This window comes from Devosia sp. GW821-FHT12F11, from assembly GCF_058806655.1.
Window position 1 is genome coordinate 351,305 of the sequence record NZ_JBXAPX010000005.1, and the last position, 17,725, is coordinate 369,029.

Sequence of the window (17,725 nt, forward strand, 5' to 3'; positions counted from 1 at the left end):
TATTACCTGTGGCGGGCCGAGGGGCAGGAGTCGTCGATGCAGGAGTTCGTCTGGAGCGGCAGCGTCGAGCCGTACCTCGACGGGCCGCGTATCCACACGGCCGGTCGGGTCGCCATTGGGCTTTGCGGCGGTAACGCCGCATTTGGCGCGAAGAAGAACGAGGATGCGGCTTTGGTGTGGGCCGGTGAAGACTGGGTCTTCGCCGTCATCCTCGATGCGCATGCCGGCTCGGAGAGCGCCGATGCCGTGCTTGAGCTGTTCGCGGCCGGTAAGGCGGAGCTGCTGGCGCTGATCGAGCGGCTGGAGCCCTCACATCTCGAGGTGCAGGCCGCGGTGACGCGCCTGCTGTTCGGTAGCGGTGAGCGCATGGCGCGGGTGCGCGGCGAGACGGCGTGCCTCGTCTGCTACCAGGCGGGCGGCTACCTGATGTGGCTGTCGATCGGCGACAACCAGCTTTATCTGCTGCACCCCGAGCTGCAGCGGCTGGGGCAGTTCACCCTCACGGTGCGCAACTATTTCGAGTGGATCGGCGAGCGCAGCAGCCTCGGGCTCGAGGTGCCCTGCTTTTCCTCCGGCATCCGGCAGCTGCGGCAGGGGATCAACACCGTCGCCCTGGTGACCGACGGGTTGCTCGAGGTCGGCGACCGACCGTTCGAGGATCCGGCGCGGGTCAGCCGCGAGCTGTTGTCGCCGGCGGGCGTGTCGGGTGCGATTTCCTCCATGCTGGCGGAAGTGCACCGGCTGGGCGGCGCCGACAGCGCCACGGTGATTGCGTGGCAGGTGGAGAGTTCGGTGATGGGGCTGATGCCGTCGGGGTGAGGGGGATTGGCACGGGACTCTCGGTCCTCCTCCCCCGCCACGCGGGGGAGGATCTGGAGGCCGGTGTCTCTACTTCGGCGCCGGCCCTGTCGATTCCCGCAGCACCAGCTCAACCGGCCAGAGTTCGTGGATCGAGCCTGGGGGTTTGCCGTCCTGCATCTGCAGCAGCAGCTCGGCGATGCGGGCGCCGGCGGCGCGGATCGAGGAGCGGGTGGTCGACATGGAGGGGACCATGTTGTCGGCGTTGAGATAGGGGAAGACGTCGTCGTGAGCGATCATCGAGACGTCCTTGCCCAGCTCCAGCCCGGCCAGCCGGATGGCGCGGAAGACACCGAGCGCCGTCATCATCGAGCCGGCGAGGAAGGCCGTGGGGCGTGGACGACGTTCGAGAAAGGCCTGCGCCAGGCGGAAGCCATTCTCGTCGGTGAAGCGACCGCCGCCGATCAGTTGCGGATCGGGCGTAATGCCGCGCGCCTCCATGGCGCTGCGAAAACCGCGGAGGCGATGGATGGCGAAGGTTTGGTCCTCGGGGCCATTGATCATCGCGATCCTGACGTGACCGAGGTCGAGCAGGTGGCTGGTGGCGCGGCGGAAGGCGCCTTCGTTATCGATATCGAGCCAGGCATGCGGAATCTTCACGTTGTCGGCGCGACCATGCAACAGGAAGGGCATGCCGAGTTCGGTGAGCGCCGCGATGCGTTCGTCGTTCGGCGTCGGGGCCGAGAGCACCAGGGCGTCGACGCGCTTGCTGGCGACCAGACGGCGGAACACCGGCACTTCGTCGTCGGCGTCGATCGGCGTCACCACGATATCGATGTCGTGCTGCGCCATGCGTTCGCTGATGCCGGAGAGAAACTCCGAGGTGTGCGGACCGAAATGCAGCGAGCGCTGCAGCGGCAGGGTCACGCCGATGGCGCCGGAGCGGCCGGTGGCGAGGCGGCGGGCGCTGACATTGGCCCGATAGCCGAGCCGGCGCGCCGCCTCGCTGACGCGCTGGCGGGTCGCCTCGTTGACCTCCGGAAAGCCGTTGAGAGCACGACTGACCGTCGTCTGCGACAGCCCCAGCTCCGCGGCCAAGTCTTTGAGTTTCATCACCAAATTCGTCTGCGCCCGTCAACGGCGCGCGGTGGTGTTCCACTCGCGAACCAAGCCCCGAAGTGGAGCCTACAGCCGGACGCCCTCCTCACCAAGTGCCGCATTCAAAGCGATTTGGAAAGCAAACGCAAGGGGCACGGAAGGGGCGAGGCGGCACTAACATTTCTGACGTTCGTACCTCAGGCCGAACTGCGGTGGTTTGCCGGCGTTAACAGATCGTCGCTCGTAAAGCATTGATAGTTAAAGATGATCTGGAACGCCAATTGTGGCGTTAAGGAATGGGCGGCGAATCCCGCTTGACAGTATTTCATGGCTCTGGCTAGTTTCGATCCAAAGCGCTTTGGATGACTTTTGCGGGGCGGATCGCCCTCGGTCCTAGCGTTTTGGTGGGAGGAACTGACTGCCGATCTGCGCCGCGAGGCGTCGATCGCGTTTGGCTGCCTCCCGGTCATGTCTGTCCTTTGGGAGGAAGAATAATGAGAATGAAGTCCCTGATCGCCGCCCTGCTCGCCAGCGCCACGCTCGGCGTCATGGCCGCGCAGGCCGCCGATCTCTCGATCGTTTCGGGCGATACCGGTAACGGTCTCGAGTTCCTGCGCTCGCAGCTCGACCGCTTCGAGGCCGAGACCGGCAACAAGGTGACCGTGGTCCCGATGCCGTCCTCGACCACCGACCAGTTCGGCCAGTACAAGCTGTGGCTCGCCGCCGGCAACTCCGACATCGACGTGTACCAGACCGACGTGATCTGGGCCCCGCAGCTGGCGGACCAGTTCCTCGACCTGACCGACGCGGCCAAGGACGTGGTGGCGAACCACTTCCCCTCGATCATCGAGTCGCAGACCGTGAACGGCAAGCTCGTCGCGCTGCCGGCCTTCACCGACGCTCCGGCGCTCTACTACCGCAAGGACCTGCTCGAGAAGTACGGCAAGACTCCGCCCAAGACCTGGGCCGAGCTGACTGCTACCGCGCAGGAGATCCAGGACAAGGAGCGCGCTGCCGGTAACCCCGACATGCAGGGCTTCGTGTTCCAGGGCAACGCCTATGAAGGCCTGACCTGTAATGCGCTCGAGTGGGTGATGTCGAACGGCGGCGGCCAGATCGTCGAGCCCGATGGCACCATCTCGATCAACAACGAGAAGGCCGCTGCGGCCATCGATATGGTCAAGGGCTGGGTCGGCACGATCTCGCCGGCGGGCGTGCTCGCCTACCAGGAAGAAGAGAGCCGCGGCGTGTGGCAGCTCGGCAATGCCGTGTTCATGCGCAACTGGCCGTATGCCTACCAGCTCGGCAATGGCGACGACTCCGCCGTGAAGGGCAAGTTCGACGTGGTGCCGCTGCCGATGGGCGACGGCGAGGGCGCTCGCTCGGCCGCGACGCTCGGTGGCTGGAACGTTGCCGTGTCGAAGTACTCCAAGGCTCCGGAAGAGGCGATCAAGCTCGCCTTGTTCCTGTCGTCCACCGAAGTGCAGAAGGAACGCGCGATCAAGCAGTCCAACCTGCCGACGATCGTTTCGCTCTATGACGACGCCGATGTGGCGGCTGCCCAGCCGATCATCCCGAACTGGAAGGAAGTGTTCCAGAACGCCGTGCCGCGTCCTTCGGCTCCGACCAAGGTGAAGTACAACGAGGTCTCCTCGCTGTTCTGGTCGGCCGTGCACGACACGCTGTCGGGTAACGGCACCGCTGCCGAGAACCTCGAGCTGCTCGAAGCCAAGCTGACCGAGCTCAAGGGCGACGCCTGGTAAGCCTTAGCTGACGTTTGGCGCGGGCGACCCCCGGGTTGTCCGCGCCGCCTAGTTTCTGCAGCAGGGGAAGCGCCAGATGACTGTTGAAGCCACGGCAGGGCAAGCCGTCCGAACCCAACCCAAGATCGAGTCCGAACTGCTCAAGTCGCGCGTCGGCGCGGCAATGTGGTTCCTGCTCCCGATGCTCGCGGCGCTCGCCGTGGTGGCCGGGTGGCCATTGCTTCGGACGATCTACTTCTCCTTGACCAATGCCTCGCTGACCAACCTCTATGAGGCTGAGTTCGTCGGCTTCAAGAATTACCTGAGCTGGACCACGCTGAAGAGCGGCCGCACCGTGTTCTCGGGCCTCCTGGTCGATCCGGCCTGGTGGAATGCCGTGGGCAACACGCTGCGCTTCGCCGTCATTTCGGTGACGCTCGAGACCGTGCTCGGCATGGTCGTGGCGCTGGTGCTCAATGCCGAATTCAAGGGCCGCGGCATCGTCCGCGCCGCCATCCTGATCCCGTGGGCCATCCCCACGATCGTCTCGGCCAAGATGTGGTCGTGGATGCTGAACGACCAGTTCGGCATCATCAACGACCTGTTCATGAAGCTGGGGCTGATCAGCCACAAGATCGCCTGGACCGCTTCCGCCGATACGGCGATGACCGCCGTGCTGATCGTCGATATCTGGAAGACCACGCCGTTCATGGCGCTGCTGATCCTCGCCGGCCTGCAGATGATCCCCAAGGACATCTACGAGGCGGCGGAGATCGACGGCGTGCATCCGGTGAAGGTGTTCTTCAAGGTGACGCTGCCGCTGGTGCGGCCGGCGCTGATGGTGGCGGTGATTTTCCGCCTGCTCGATGCGATGCGCATCTTCGATTTGATCTATGTTCTGACGCCCAACAGCGCGGCCACCAAGACCATGTCGGTGATCTCACGCGAGAACCTGTTCGACTTCGACAAGTTCGCCTACGGCTCGGCGCAATCGACGTTCCTGTTCCTGATGATCGCCGTGATGACGGGGCTCTATATCTGGCTGGGCAAGGTCCGGTTCGACGGGGGAGATCGCTGATGACTCTGGACCTCTGGCACATCACCAAGCGGGTGGCGTTCTACGCGCTGGTGATCTTCATCGTCGTGGTGTCGATCTTCCCGTTCTACTACGCGATCCTCACCAGCTTCAAATCGGGCACCGACCTGTTCCGGGTCACCTACTGGCCGACCTCGTTCTCGCTCGACAACTACATGTCGGTGCTGACCACCGGCAGCTTCCCGCGGAACCTGCTCAACTCGGTGTTCGTCGCCGCGGTGACGGTGCTGGCGGCCCTGTTCCTCGCCATCACCGCCTCGTTCGCCCTGAGCCGCGTGCGGTTCCGGGGCAGGGGGCTGCTGCTGATGACCATCCTCGCGGTGTCGATGTTCCCGCAGATCGCGGTGCTCGCCGGCCTGTTCGAGGTGATCCGGTTCCTCGGCATCTACAACACGCCGTGGGCGCTGATCTTCAGCTACACCATCTTCACGCTGCCGTTCACCGTGTGGGTGCTGACCACCTTCATGCGCGACCTGCCGATCGAGATCGAAGAGGCGGCCATCGTCGACGGGGCGACCCCGTGGATCATCATCTGGCGCGTCTTCCTGCCGCTGCTCTGGCCAGCGCTGGTGACGACGGGCCTGCTCGCCTTCATCGCGGCCTGGAACGAGTTCCTGTTCGCCTTGACCTTCACCTCGTCGAACGCGACCCGTACCGTGCCGGTAGCCATCGCGCTGCTGTCGGGCGGCAGCCAGTACGAAATCCCGTGGGGCAACATCATGGCGGCATCGGTGATCGTCACCGTCCCGCTGGTCGTTCTCGTCCTCATCTTCCAGCGCAAGATCATTTCCGGCCTGACCGCCGGCGGCGTAAAGGGCTAAATCCATGGCGCATATCGAACTCAAGAACATCAAGAAGTCCTTTGGCCTCGTCGATGTGATCAAGGGCGTCGATCTCGAGATCTTCTCGGGCGAGTTCATGGTCTTCGTCGGTCCGTCCGGCTGCGGCAAGTCCACCTTGCTGCGCCTGATGGCCGGCCTCGAGGACATCACCTCGGGCGAGATGACCTTCGACGGCACGCTGGTGAACGCACTGGCGCCGTCCAAGCGCGGCATCGCCATGGTGTTCCAATCCTACGCGCTCTACCCGCATATGACGGTGTACGAGAACATGGCGTTCGGCCTGGAACTGGCCAAGTCGAGCAAGGAAACGATCAAGGAGCGGGTGGAGAAGGCGGCCGAACTGCTCCAGATCACCCCCTATCTGGGTCGTCTGCCCAAGCAGCTGTCGGGCGGGCAGCGCCAGCGCGTCGCCATCGGCCGCGCCATCGTGCGCGACCCCAAAGTGTTCCTGTTCGACGAACCGCTCTCCAACCTCGACGCGGCGCTGCGCGTCGCGACCCGGCTGGAAATCGCCAAGCTGCATCATGCGATGAACAGCTCGACCATGGTCTACGTGACGCACGACCAGGTGGAAGCGATGACGCTTGCCGACCGCATCTGCGTGCTGCGCGATGGGCTCGTCGAGCAGGTGGGCACGCCGCTCGAGCTTTACGAGAACCCGCAATCGCTGTTCGTCGCCGGCTTTATCGGTTCGCCCAAGATGAACTTCCTCAATGGCGAGATCGCTTCGAAGTTCGGCGCCAACACCATTGGCGTGCGCTCCGAGCATATCGAGATCGCCGACCGCGACGGCGCCTGGAAGGGCAAGGTGGTGCACTCCGAAAGCCTCGGCTCGGACAGCTATGTCTATGTCGATATCGGCGCCGGCGGCGATCCGATCATCGTGCGGCAGGAAGGCACCCACATGCACCAGCCGGATGCCGCGATCTCGATCGCGCCGATCCCGGGAAAGGTCTACCGTTTCGACAAGGCCGGCAAGCCGGTCAAGAACTGACAAAATTAACGCAGGCGCACGGATTTTCGCTGCGCCTGCCTCGATTTTCGCCGCACTTGCTTGCCAATTGCAGGGCCGCAATGCAGTGAATCCCGCCGACGATCAAACCGCTTTGGAGCCCGAGCGTTTTCAGAAAAGGTTGCAGACCTTTTCGGTTCGAAAGCGCGACAAAATCAAAGCCAGTTTGGATAGCTTGGGCCGGAGCCACCATCCGGCCCTTTCCACGATTACCAAGGAGACCCGCCATGCCGATCCGCGTCACCGTCTGGGGTGAGAATGTCCACGAGCAGAAGAACAAGGCCGTGGCCGAGAACTACCCCAAGGGCATGCACGGCCAGATCGCCGCGCTGATCGGCGAGGACAAGAACCTCGTTGCGACCACCGTGACCCTGCAGGATGCCGAGCACGGCATGACGGTCGAAAAGCTCGCCAATACCGACGTCCTCGTCTGGTGGGGCCATGCCGCCCATGGCGAAGTGAAGGACGAGATCGTTGAGCGCGTTGTGCAGCGCGTCTGGGAAGGCATGGGGCTGATCGTGCTCCATTCCGGCCACCATTCGAAGGTGTTCAAGCGCCTGATGGGCACGCCGGCGAACCTGCACTGGCGCGAAGCCGGCGAGCGCGAGCGCATCTGGGTGGTGAACCCGGGTCACCCGATCGCCAAGGGCCTCGGCCCCTATTTCGAGCTCGAGAACGAAGAGATGTACGGCGAGCCCTTCTCGGTGCCGGAGCCGCTCGAGACGGTGTTCGTCTCGTGGTTCCAGGGCGGCGAAGTGTTCCGCTCGGGCCTCACCTATCGTCGCGGCGCCGGCAACATCTTCTACTTCCGTCCGGGCCACGAAACCTATCCGACCTATCACGACGCCAATGTCGGCAAGGTGCTGCGCAACGCGGTGAATTGGGCCTACAACCCGGATAACCACGCGCACCTGTTGAAGGCGCCGAACACCCCGGTGGACAAGGCCATCGAGCACATCGTCGAGCGCGGCGCCAAGCTGACGCATCACCCCAAGTGACGCGCCGCTGATCTCTGCAGGGCCGCCTCCGGGCGGCCCTGATCCCGTCTCGACCTCCAACCCCGACAGAGCGATGCGCCTTCTTATTCTCGGTACCGGCCGGATGGCCAACAGCCACGCCAAGGCTTTCCAGACCATCGAAGGTGTTCAGATGGTCGGCGCCGTCGATACCATCCCGGAGAACCTGGCGACGTTCTGCGACACCTACGGCATCGCCAACCGGTTCTCGTCGCTCGACGATGCGCTGGCCTGGGGCGATTTCGACGCGGTCGACAACATCACGCCGGATTCGATCCACCACCCGACGACGCTGAAAGTGCTGGCCGCCGGCAAGCACGTATTCTGCGAAAAACCGCTGGCGCCGAACTATGGGCTGGCGATGGAAATGGTCGAGGCGGCCGAAAAGTCCGGCCTCATCAATATGGTGAACCTCACCTATCGCAACGTCGCCGAACTCCATAAGGCGCGCGAAATCATCGCCTCGGGCGCCATCGGCGAGGTCAAGCATATCGAGGCGAGCTACCTGCAGCACTGGCTGGCGCTGCGCGATTTCAACGATGCGGCCAATCTCGCCGGCACCTGGCTGTGGCGGTTGTCGAAGGGCCACGGCTCGAACGGCACGGTCGGCGATATCGGCATCCACATTCTCGATTTCACCACCTTTGCCATCGGCCAGCCGATCGTGGCGATGAACAGCCGGCTCCAGACCTTCCAGAAGGTGCCGGGCGACCGGATCGGCGAATATGTGCTCGATGCCAATGACAGCTTCATCATCTCGGCCGAGTTCGCCAATGGCGCCATCGGCACCATCCACTCGTCGCGCTGGGCCTCGGGGCACTCGAACGACCAGCGGCTGCGCGTCTACGGCAACAAGGGCGGCCTTGAGCTGAGCCACGGCCACTGGGGCTCGCTGCTCAGGGTCTGTGCCGGTGAAGACGTCGCTACTTCGACCTGGCGCGAGGTGAAGGCTGAACCGGTGAAGACCAATTACCAGCGCTTCGTCGAAGCGGTGCGGACGGGGGTACAGGCCGACCCGGATTTCCGCCACGCCGCCGAGCTGCAGAAGATCCTCGATCTGGCGCTCGTCGCCGATCTCGACCGGAAAGAACATCGGGTTTGACCCGACCGTAACGCATACGGGCGAAACCGCCCCATCTCGAAGGAATACACTATGCGCATGCTCATCCTCGGCACCGGCGGCATGGCCGCCCAGCACGCCAAGCACTTTGCCGCCATTGACGGAGTCAGCGTCGTTGCCGGCGTCGATGTCGATCCGAACCGGCTCGAGAAGTTCAACACCACCCACAACATCCCGAACGGCTTTGCCTCGCTCGACGCGGCGATCGCCTGGGGCGAGTTCGACGCGGTGGCCAACGTCACGCCGGATTCGATCCACCACGCCACCTCGATCGCGGCGCTGAAGGCCGGCAAGCACGTGTTCTGCGAGAAGCCGCTGGCGACCGACGCCACCAAGGCGTTCGAGATGGTCGACGTGGCCGAAAAGTCCGGCCTGATCAACATGGTCAACCTGACCTACCGGAATGTGGCGCAGTTGCAGAAGGCGCGCGAGATCGTGCTGTCGGGCGCCATCGGCGCGGTCAAGCATGTGGAATCGAGCTACCTGCAGAGCTGGCTGGTGTCGAAGGCCTGGGGCGACTGGCGCACCGAGAGCCAGTGGCTGTGGCGGCTGTCGAAGAAGCACGGTTCGAACGGCGTGCTCGGCGATATCGGCGTCCACATCCTCGATTTCGCCTCGTATGGCTCGGGCCTCGAGATCGAGCATGTGTTCGCGCGGCTCAAAACCTTCGACAAGGCCGAGGGCAACAAGATTGGCGAGTACGAACTCGATGCCAATGACAGCTTCACCATGGCGGTGGATTTCGACAATGGCGCGCTCGGCGTGATCCATGCCAGCCGCTGGGCCACCGGCCACATGAACGAGCTGCGCCTGCGCGTCTATGGCGAAAAGGGCGGCGTCGAAGTGCAGCACCGCCACGACGGCTCGCGCCTGCGCGTCTGCCTGGGCGACAATGTCGAGAGCGGCACCTGGGAAGAAATGGAAGTGCCGCCGGTGCCGACCAACTACCAGCGCTTCGCCGAGGCCGTGAAGACCGGCAAGATGCAGGAGCCGAGCTTCCGCCACGCCGCCGAGCTGCAGAAGGTGCTGGATCTCGCGACGGTGTCCGAGCAGCAGCGCAAGGAACTGCCGACGCATTGAGGGGGGCAGGGGTGTCCGAAGCATCTGTGCGCGCTGACCCCCACCCTTGATCCCTCCCCGCAAGGGGGAGGGAGACGCCTGCACTGAAGCCGGTGTTTTGGTCTCCCTCCCCCTTGCGGGGAGGGGACAGCGGTGGGGGCTACAACCACCGGACTGTCGTTCCGCCCGCATCGGGTGTTCAGCGAATGGCGCGGCTCCACCCCATTGCAACCCATTGGCCGCGGGTCCATTTATGCGGCGGGCAGGGAGGGTTACATGGAAGTTGTCGGCGTCATTCTCATCGGTCTGGTCGTTGGCTTTCTGGCCAAGCTGATCACGCCGGGCGATCCAAAGCCGCGTGGTTTCATCCTGACGGCCGTGCTCGGCATCGTCGGCGCGTTCGTCGCGACCTGGCTTGGCCAGCAGATCGGCTGGCTGCACACTGGCGAGCCGGCAAACTTCCTCGGCGCCATTGTCGGCTCAGTCATCGTGCTGCTGATCTGGCGGCAACTGGCCAACCCGCGCTGACGCCATGGACATTCCAACCATCGAAACCGAGCGGCTGATCCTCCGCGCCTACACGCCCCAGGATTTCGACGCCTTCGCCGCCATGTGGGCCGACCCCGACGTGGTGCATTTCATCGGCGGCCGGGTGTTCACCCGCGAGCAGAGCTGGCAGCGCTTCCTGACCCGGGCAGGGGGCTGGCAGCATCTGGGCTTCGGGTTCTTCGCGACCTTCGAGAAGGAATCCGGCCAGCTGGTCGGCGAGGCGGGCTTTCACGAAGCGCGCCGCATCATCGAGCCGCCGCTCGAGGGGACGCTCGAAGCCGGCTGGGCACTGATGCCTTCGGCGCAGGGCTGGGGCTATGCCACCGAAGCGATGCAGGCGGCGATCGGCTGGGCGGAGAAGACGTTTCCCGGGCGGCGGATGACCTGCCTGATCAATGTCGACAACCTCGCCTCGATGCGCGTCGCCGGCCGCCTGGGCTTCAAGGAATTCGCGCGCACCATCTATGGCGACGACAAGGTGGTGCTGTTTCAGCGCTGAGCATTGCTCCGCGCCTGCGAGGCCACCGGATCGAGCCCCAGACTCGATGCCCACCTCCCCCTTGGGGAGCCAAGCGAAGCCTGGGAGCGTGAGCGACCTAGCGCAACTCGGAGGGGGGGGCGGAGGGTACTGTGCGCGCGGCTTCGCCCCAGCCATCATCCAGCGTGTGGCACACCCCACCCCATCCCTCCCCGTCAAGGGGAGGGTGTCCGCCGGTGTTTGTGGCACCGCCCTCCCACCAGCCTTTCGGCTGGCCCCCTCCCCCGCGAGCGGGAGAGGGAGCGCCGACTGCGCGGTCTTGTGCTTACTGCTTCGGTGCTTCCGTAGCAGGGGCCATGGCGGGAGCCTCCATCGCCGGAGCCTCCATGGCGGGAGTCTCGGCAGGCGCCGCCGCCGGTGCTTCGGCAGGAGGTGCCGCCGCAGGAGCCTCGGTCGCAGCCGGGGCCTCGGCCGGCGCGGGTTCCGGAGCCGGAGCGGGCGAGGCGTCGGTGATGCGGCCGTCGGTGTACGGGGTGTAGTCGCCGCCGAGCTTGGCGATGTAGTCGGCGACCACCTTCTCGAGCGGCGGGCCGAAGTCGTAGGCATTCACCGCCTTGGTGCCGAACAGCTCATAGCCGTCGCCGCCGCCGCGGACGTAGTTGTTGGTGACGAGGCCGTAGGTCTTGGCCGGGTCGATCGGCACCCAGTTGTCGCCGTCCTTGACCAGCACATCGGAGATGCGCGAGCCCACGGGCTTGGACTTGTCGAAAGTGTATTTGAGGCCGGCAACCTGCGGGAAGCGCCCGGCGATCTCTTCGATCTGGCTCACGCCGTTTTCCAGCGAGGCGACGAGGTCGGCGCCGGTGAGCTGGAAGGTGGCGAGGGTGTTGGAGAACGGCAGCACCGTCAGCACTTCGCCCATGGTGATCTCGCCGGCATCGATCGACGCACGCAGGCCACCGGAGTTGGCGATCGAGATGGTGACGCCTTGGTCGGCGACGCGGTCGAGCTGTGCGTCGGCGACGAGGTTGCCCATCGAGCATTCCATGACGCGGCAGACGTTGCGGTCGCCCTGGATCGCCTCGGTGGCATTGCCGATCACTTCGGCCTTCAGCGCTTCGAGCGGCTTGCCGAGTTCGGCGACGCGATCGAGGAAGCCCTGGTCGGGGGTTACCGAAGCGTCGAGCAGGATCGGCGCGCCCACCGCGGAGATCACCTTGCCGGCATCGTCCCAGGTAACCTTGATGTCGCCGAGCACCTTGCCGTACTGGCCGGCCTGGACGATCGGCACGTCGACGCCATCGGGGTTCTTGACCAGAGTGGGGTAGGGGCCGGCTTCGCCCTTGCCGGTGCCGAGGAAGGTGTGGGTGTGGCCGCCGACGATCAGGTCGATGCCGGAGACGGCCTTGGCCAGGTCCTGGTCGACACTGTAGCCGATATGGCTGACGACGATGATCTTGTTGATCCCCGCCGCTTCCAGCGCGCCGACGGCGCCCTTCACATATTCGGTGACGCTCTCGAACGCCACGTTCGGGCCGGGCGAGGCGATATCGGGGGTATCCTCGGTGGTGGCGCCGATGACGCCGACCTTCTCGCCGCCGATGTTGAGGACGATCACGCCCTTGGGCAGGCCCTTGAGGTCTGCATCCTTGGTGGTGTCGAAGTTGCCGCCGATGATCGGGAACTTGGCCGAGGCGATGAACTTGGCGAACTCGGCCGGGCCATCGTCGAACTCGTGGTTGCCGGTGGCGACCACGTCGAAGCCCATGTCGTTCATGAAGTCGGCGACGATCTCGGACTTGTACTGGGTGTAGAACAGAGACCCCTGGAACTCGTCACCCGCCGAGAACAGCACGCTGTTCTCGCCTGCCGCCGTGGCCTTGGCGCGCTCGGCGTCGATGGCGGTCTTCAGGCGCGCAATGCCGCCGAAGCACTCGCCCTTGGTTTCGCCTTCGGCGTTACAGGTCGAGTCGGTGCCGGTGATGGATTCGAAGCGCGAGTGGAAATCATTGATGTGGAGGATTTTGAGCGAGAACTCGGCCTGCGCCGCGCCGGTCAATCCGGCCGATAGCGCCAGCGCCGCGGCGCCGAACAACAGCTTCTTCATATCCCTGTTCCTTTGCGTGGAATCCGGTTGGTCCGGACTCTTCTCGCACTGCATTGCAACGCCGGTGTAACAAGCATCAGGCATGCCGCTGGCCGTCATCCGCAACCCCAGTGGAAGTGCAAGTTAACTATAGAACGGACGGCAGCGGAAGGGCGTGGAGCGACGCTTTTGGGCTTCCATGGACGGCCGGTTCGGTTACTCTCCGCGCGCTTTCGATCGGCGGTTGTCGCGTGATCGGACCGGAAGAGTCAGCAGCTTTTCCTGACCACGCTTTTAGGAGTCGACTATGCGGAGTGCCTTGATCGTCTGGGGTGGGTGGAACGGGCACGACCCCGAGGAATGCGCGGCAATCTACCGGCGCTGGCTGCATGAAGACGGCTATTCGGTGCGGGTCGAAACCGACCTCCAGGTGTTCGCCGATCCGGCGATCCACGAACTCAGCCTGATCATTCCAATCTACACCATGAGCAAGATCGACAAGGATCCGCTGGCGAATCTGGTCAAAGCCATCGAAGGCGGCGTTGGCCTCGCCGGCCACCATGGCGGGATGAGCGATGCGTTCCGCGACGCGGTCGACTACCAGTTCGTGGTCGGTGGGCAGTGGGTGGCCCACCCGGGCAACATCATCGACTACACGGTGGATGTGACCAAGCCCGAAGACCCGATCATGCAGGGGATCCCCGCCTCATTCCCCTACACCTCCGAGCAGTATTACATGCACATGGACCCCTCGGTCGAAGTGCTGGCGACCACGACGTTTTCGGGCCAGCACGCTCCATGGACCAAGGGCGTGGTGATGCCGGTGGTGTGGAAGCGGCTCTATGGCGCCGGCAAGGTGTTCCACTCGACCCTCGGCCACCAGGCCAAGGAGTTCGAGAACCCGCACATGGCGACGATACTTCGTCGCGGCATCAACTGGGCAGCGCGCGACGAGGCTTAGGGGCGCGCGCCGGCCTCTCCGTTATCCTCCCCCGCGTGGCGGGGGAGGGGGACCGCCCGAAGGGTGGTGGAGGGGGAGGCAAGAGTAGACTGTGGGTTTGGCCGCCCCCTCCACCAGCTTCGCTGGTCCCCCTCCCCCGCCACGCGGGGGAGGATTAAGGAGAGGCCGGTGAACGGTAGCGTCTACCACCGCAGCGCGAACCGGCCGATCACTGCCCCAAGCAGCGCCGTGGCGAGCACACCTGCGGTGTACCAGATGGCGATGAAGGGCATGCCGCTTTCGGTGCAGTGAAACGCGTAGACCCAGACGCCGGCGCCGCCCGCGAACAGCCCGGCGGCGAAGCCGGCGAGGGTCGGGTTGGTGGGCGCGGCGCTGCGCATGGCGAAGACGGTTGCGGCATAGATCGGGGCCGAGAGGGCGACGATGTAGAATGGGCAGCGCAAGGCTGTGCTGCCCATCACCAGGCGGCCCATCTGGTCGGGTCCCATGAGCACCAGTTGCAACAGGCCGCCGGCGCCGACCAGCAGCACCAGGATGGCGAGGCCGATCACCTGCCGGTGCAGTGTGCCGCCCGGACGCGCCAGGTTGAGCGCCGCGATGCCGCCGATAATGGCGAAGCCCGCCGTGTAGGCGAACTTGGCCCAGAACATCATGGTGCCGGGCGCTTCCATCATGTCCGGCCTGGGGCCGAGCCAGGCGAGCATGATGATTGCCGACAGCACGATGCCGAGGCCGGCCCAGCCGAACAGGCGGGCCTGCAGCGCCCGCCGCGGGGTCGGTTGCAGCTCGGTGGTCAGCCGGTCGAGCAAGTCGTCACTCATCGGAGCGCCTCCCGAAGCGGTCGGCGAGCGATTTGAGCCCGCGGTGGATCGAGACTTTCACCGCCGATTCCGACATGCCGCTGCGCGCCGCGGCTTCGGCGATCGAGGCGCCCTCGAGCCGCACCTGGCGGATCAGGTCGGCCCGGCGGGCGGGAAGGCTCGACAGCACCGTATCGACATCCATGCGGGCGCTGGCATCGCCGGTATCGTCGCGGGCGAACAGAGCGGCGTCGTCCTCCAGCGGCACCGTGGCGCGGACCTTGCTGCGACGGAAATGGTCGATCAGCTTGTAGCGCGCGATGGCGTGCACCCAGGCGGTCAGCGGCTGGTTGCGGTCATAGGTCAACCGTCGCGTGTGGATGGCCATCAGGGTGTCCTGCACGAGGTCGTCGCTGTTGGCAGCGAGCCCGGGGGTTAGGCGGCGGGCGAAGTATGGCCGCAGGGTGCGACGCAGTTCCTCGAGCAGCATGCGATAGGCGCCCGCATCGCCGTCGAGCGCCTTCAGCATCAGCGCGCGAAGCCGCGCTTCCATGTCCGAGGTGACGCTCATTGAATCCTGAATTCGGCAGAGGTGCAGGAAAGGTTACACCTCGCCGCGAACTCTGTCGCGCTGTCACGAACGCGTGACGGTGGTAACCGCGTGTCTGTCGGCCGCGAACTCCTTCCCGTAACCGCCGCATCAGCGGCCAACGGGAGACTTAGATGAAAGCCGTTCTTTCCACCCTTGCCCCCACTCTCGCCCTTTTGGCCGCGCTCGGCTTTGCGGGCCATGTCGCCGCCGAGGATGCGATGGCGACGCCGATGGCTGGCGATGCTATGGCCGCCGAGCCGATGGCGGGCGATGCGATGATGAGTCCGGAGGACATGCTGAAAGCCTGCCTCGACAAGGCCGGCATGGAGGCTGACGCGATGAAGAAGGACGAGGCGAGCAAGGCCTGCCACACGGCGCCGATGGCCGCGATGGGCGGCGACGCCATGTCCGCAGCGCCGATGGCCGACGGCGCCATGGCTCCGGCGCAATAAACTATCCGTGATAGGCTGCAATCGCTCCCCGATCTGCCGTTCCTACGGGGCAGGCGGGGAGCGACGCCGGAACCATCGGGGGAACAATGACCGATCAGGCAATCGACAGAGTTGAGGTCGAACGAGAGGCGAAGCCGCAGGGGCCGCTGATCTATCGACAGGCGATCCTGACCCGCGTCACCCACTGGGTGTGGGCGATCGCCATGTTCTTCCTCCTGCTCAGCGGCCTGCAGATCTGGAACGCCCATCCGGCGCTCTATGTCGGCGCCCAGTCGGGCTTCGAGTTCAACAATGAGATCCTGAGGATCGGCGCCGAGAACACCGATGCGGGGCCGCGCGGCTTCACCACGGTGTTCGGGCAGAAGTTCGATACCACTGGTATCCTGGGGATGAGCGAACTGCGCGGCAACCCGAACTTCGTCGGCTTCCCCGGCTGGGCCACCATCCCCTCGTTCCGCGACCTCGCGACGGGCCGGGTGGTGCATTTCTTCTTTGCCTGGATACTGGTCGGCGCGCTGGCCATCTGGCTGATCTCGAGCCTCTTCAACGGCCACCTGTGGCGCGACGTGATCCTCAAGCCGCGCGACTTGAGCGAGCTGCCAAGGGATATCTGGGAACATATCCGGTTCCGCTTCCATCACCGCCGAACCTATTCGCCGCTGCAGAAACTCGCCTATTTCGGAGTGTTCTTCATCCTGTTCCCGCTGATCATTCTCACCGGGCTGTCGATGTCGCCGACGATGAACGCCGGCTGGCCGTGGCTGGTCGAAGTGTTCGGCGGGCGGCAGACGGCGCGCACCATCCACTTCATCACCATGGTGTTGCTGGTGCTGTTCTTCGTGGTCCATATCGCCATGGTGGTGCTGGCGGGGCCGATCAACGAGCTGCGCTCGATGATCACGGGGTACTACCGCACCAGCCCCGGCACTGAGCCGGATGCGCCCAAGAGGGAGAAGTCGAAATGAGCCGGCTGATCTTAACCCGCCGCAGGCTGCTCGGGCTTGGCGTGGCTTCCGCCGGTTCGCTTGTGCTGGCCGGCTGCGATCAGTTCGATTTTCTCGGGGCGCGCAACGACCCGGTGCGGAATTTCCTCGAGCGGGCCAACCAGCTGACCTATAGCGCGCAGCGGGCGCTGGTCGGCGAGCAGGCGCTCAGCAAAGAATTCTCCGAGAGCGAGATCCGCCAGGGGCAGCGCCCGAACGGCTCGACCGATCCGCGCAATATCGAGCTCTACCGCGATCTCGAGGCCAGTGGCTTTGCTGCCTACAAGCTCAGGATCATCGGGCTGGTGGAAACGCCGAAGGAATATTCGCTCGCCGAGTTGCAGAACATGCCGGCGCGCACCCAGATCACCCGGCACGACTGCGTCGAGGGCTGGAGCTGCATCGCCAAATGGACCGGCGTGCCGTTGAGCCGGCTGCTCGACGAGGCCAAGGTGAAACCGACGGCGAAGTTCGTCGTCTACCATTGCTACGACCAGATGGGCGGCGGGCTCTCGGCGCCCGAGGCCTACTACACCAGCTCCGACCTGATCGACGCCTTCCACCCGCAGACCATCGCGGCGTTCGGCCTCAACGGCGGCGCGCTGCCGGTCGCCAACGGAGCGCCGGTCCGCATCCGGATCGAGCGGGCGCTCGGCTACAAGCAGCCCAAATATGTCCACACCATCGAGCTGGTCGACAGCTTCGCCAAGTTCGGCCTGGGGCAGGGCGGGTACTGGGAAGATCACGGCTACGATTGGTATGGGGGGATTTGAGTGGGCCGACTGAGAGAGACGGGCCCCTCCCATCCTCCCCCATGATGGGGGAGGTGCAGCATCCAGTTGTTGGCACCATCGAGCCACAGCCTCGACCCTTCACCTCCCCTTCATGGGGGAGGATGGGAGGGGCCCGTCTCTCTCAGTCAGCCTCTCCGCATAGCTCCCCTGCGGCGCAGTTCCACGAAATCCCTTGCTAATCCGGCACATATCGCCCATATGGCCAGCATTCGCCCCGCGCACCTGTCCTGTTTTTCGGGAAACACGC

The 17,725-nt window shown here is 64.8% G+C and carries 18 protein-coding genes; 14 read left to right on the forward strand and 4 right to left on the reverse strand.

What is annotated here, in order from left to right:
* Positions 1–36 precede the first annotated feature (36 nt).
* Complete coding sequence (locus AC1ROK_RS17155; RefSeq protein ID WP_492849070.1) at positions 37–819, forward strand: PP2C family serine/threonine-protein phosphatase; 783 nt, start codon at positions 37–39, stop codon at positions 817–819.
* A gap of 69 nt (positions 820–888) precedes the next feature.
* Here the strand turns inward: AC1ROK_RS17155 and AC1ROK_RS17160 are convergent, their stop codons facing one another.
* Positions 889–1,911, reverse strand: coding sequence for a substrate-binding domain-containing protein (locus tag AC1ROK_RS17160; protein WP_492849072.1), 1,023 nt, complete (start codon positions 1,909–1,911; stop codon positions 889–891).
* Between the two features lie 485 nt (positions 1,912–2,396).
* Here AC1ROK_RS17160 and AC1ROK_RS17165 point away from each other — a divergent pair, with 485 nt between their 5' ends.
* From AC1ROK_RS17165 to AC1ROK_RS17205, 9 genes are all read left to right on the forward strand, one after another.
* The gene (locus AC1ROK_RS17165) at positions 2,397–3,659 is read left to right on the forward strand and encodes an ABC transporter substrate-binding protein (protein WP_492849255.1); all 1,263 of its coding nucleotides are present in this window, start codon (positions 2,397–2,399) and stop codon (positions 3,657–3,659) included.
* Positions 3,660–3,822: 163 nt separating this feature from the next.
* Entirely contained in the window at positions 3,823–4,716 is an 894-nt protein-coding gene (locus AC1ROK_RS17170) for a carbohydrate ABC transporter permease (RefSeq protein ID WP_244488521.1), read from the forward strand.
* Entirely contained in the window at positions 4,716–5,555 is an 840-nt protein-coding gene (locus AC1ROK_RS17175; RefSeq protein WP_055880992.1) for a carbohydrate ABC transporter permease, read from the forward strand. The genes AC1ROK_RS17170 and AC1ROK_RS17175 overlap by 1 nt, the downstream gene beginning before the upstream one ends.
* A 4-nt stretch (positions 5,556–5,559) precedes the next feature.
* Positions 5,560–6,570 carry an ABC transporter ATP-binding protein gene (locus AC1ROK_RS17180; protein ID WP_492849075.1) on the forward strand — a complete coding sequence of 337 codons (1,011 nt, stop codon included), beginning with the start codon at positions 5,560–5,562 and terminating at the stop codon, positions 6,568–6,570.
* Positions 6,571–6,815: 245 nt separating this feature from the next.
* Positions 6,816–7,586: a ThuA domain-containing protein gene (locus AC1ROK_RS17185; protein ID WP_492849077.1), complete on the forward strand. Its 771-nt coding sequence runs from the start codon at positions 6,816–6,818 to the stop codon at positions 7,584–7,586.
* 73 nt (positions 7,587–7,659) lie between these two features.
* The gene (locus tag AC1ROK_RS17190) at positions 7,660–8,706 is read left to right on the forward strand and encodes a Gfo/Idh/MocA family protein (RefSeq protein WP_492849079.1); all 1,047 of its coding nucleotides are present in this window, start codon (positions 7,660–7,662) and stop codon (positions 8,704–8,706) included.
* 51 nt (positions 8,707–8,757) lie between these two features.
* On the forward strand, positions 8,758–9,804 hold the full coding sequence (locus AC1ROK_RS17195; protein WP_492849082.1) for a Gfo/Idh/MocA family protein: 1,047 nt from the start codon (positions 8,758–8,760) through the stop codon (positions 9,802–9,804).
* 255 nt (positions 9,805–10,059) lie between these two features.
* Positions 10,060–10,311, forward strand: coding sequence for a GlsB/YeaQ/YmgE family stress response membrane protein (locus tag AC1ROK_RS17200; protein WP_492849084.1), 252 nt, complete (start codon positions 10,060–10,062; stop codon positions 10,309–10,311).
* A 4-nt stretch (positions 10,312–10,315) separates the two neighbouring features.
* Positions 10,316–10,831 (forward strand): GNAT family N-acetyltransferase, encoded by a 516-nt coding sequence (locus tag AC1ROK_RS17205; protein WP_492849086.1) that lies wholly within the window; start codon positions 10,316–10,318, stop codon positions 10,829–10,831.
* 304 nt (positions 10,832–11,135) lie between these two features.
* Here the strand turns inward: AC1ROK_RS17205 and AC1ROK_RS17210 are convergent, their stop codons facing one another.
* A complete protein-coding gene (locus AC1ROK_RS17210) occupies positions 11,136–12,917 on the reverse strand; it encodes a bifunctional metallophosphatase/5'-nucleotidase (protein ID WP_492849088.1) in 1,782 nt (593 codons plus the stop codon).
* 286 nt (positions 12,918–13,203) lie between these two features.
* On the opposite strand from AC1ROK_RS17210, the gene AC1ROK_RS17215 reads away from it, so the two are divergent.
* Positions 13,204–13,857, forward strand: coding sequence for a ThuA domain-containing protein (locus AC1ROK_RS17215; protein ID WP_492849090.1), 654 nt, complete (start codon positions 13,204–13,206; stop codon positions 13,855–13,857).
* Positions 13,858–14,039: 182 nt separating this feature from the next.
* Here AC1ROK_RS17215 and AC1ROK_RS17220 read toward each other — a convergent pair whose 3' ends face one another.
* On the reverse strand, positions 14,040–14,678 hold the full coding sequence (locus tag AC1ROK_RS17220) for an NrsF family protein (RefSeq protein ID WP_492849092.1): 639 nt from the start codon (positions 14,676–14,678) through the stop codon (positions 14,040–14,042).
* On the reverse strand, positions 14,671–15,228 hold the full coding sequence (locus AC1ROK_RS17225; RefSeq protein WP_492849094.1) for a sigma-70 family RNA polymerase sigma factor: 558 nt from the start codon (positions 15,226–15,228) through the stop codon (positions 14,671–14,673). The genes AC1ROK_RS17220 and AC1ROK_RS17225 overlap by 8 nt, the downstream gene beginning before the upstream one ends.
* 152 nt (positions 15,229–15,380) lie before the next feature.
* On the opposite strand from AC1ROK_RS17225, the gene AC1ROK_RS17230 reads away from it, so the two are divergent.
* From AC1ROK_RS17230 to AC1ROK_RS17240, 3 genes are all read left to right on the forward strand, one after another.
* Entirely contained in the window at positions 15,381–15,701 is a 321-nt protein-coding gene (locus AC1ROK_RS17230) for a hypothetical protein (RefSeq protein ID WP_492849096.1), read from the forward strand.
* Positions 15,702–15,787: 86 nt separating this feature from the next.
* Positions 15,788–16,666 (forward strand): cytochrome b/b6 domain-containing protein, encoded by an 879-nt coding sequence (locus AC1ROK_RS17235; protein ID WP_492849098.1) that lies wholly within the window; start codon positions 15,788–15,790, stop codon positions 16,664–16,666.
* Complete coding sequence (locus AC1ROK_RS17240; RefSeq protein WP_492849100.1) at positions 16,663–17,457, forward strand: molybdopterin-dependent oxidoreductase; 795 nt, start codon at positions 16,663–16,665, stop codon at positions 17,455–17,457. Before AC1ROK_RS17235 ends, AC1ROK_RS17240 begins: the two co-directional genes overlap by 4 nt.
* The last annotated feature ends 268 nt before the right edge of the window (positions 17,458–17,725 follow it).